Consider the following 435-nt stretch of genomic DNA (forward strand, 5'->3'; position numbering starts at 1 on the left):
TGTGTGTGGTTGTTTGTGTGTTGGGTTTGTTGGTTGTTTGTTTGGGGGTTGTTTGGTTGTGGTGGTTTGGGTTGTGTGTTGGGTGTGGGTTTTTGGTGTGTTGGGTTTTTGGGTTGTTTGGCGTTGTTTTGGGGTGTGTGTGGTGGTTTTGTGGGGTTTTGTTTGGGTGGTTTGTTGGGTGTGGTGTTGTGTTGTGGGTTTTTTGTAGGTTGGGGTTTTTTGTGTTTGGGGTGTGTGGGGGGTTGGTTTTTGGGTGGTGTTTGCTGTTTTTGTTTGGTTGTGTTTTGTGGTGGGTTGGGTGTTTGGTTGGTGTTGTGTGGTGTGTTGTGTGTTTTTTGTGGTTGTTTGGGTTGTTGGTTTTTGGGGTTGGGTGTTTGTGGGTGTTTGGTTTTTTTTGTGGGTTGGTGGGTGTTGTGGTGGTTTTTGCGTTGGTGT

1 pseudogene is annotated in these 435 nt (G+C 46.4%); it reads right to left on the reverse strand.

Annotation, left to right across the window (positions count from 1 at the left end):
* Positions 1–435, reverse strand: a pseudogene (locus ACTHUM_RS19990) (hypothetical protein); the annotation flags it as partial.

Source organism: Neisseria sp. P0021.S006 (assembly GCF_051956895.1).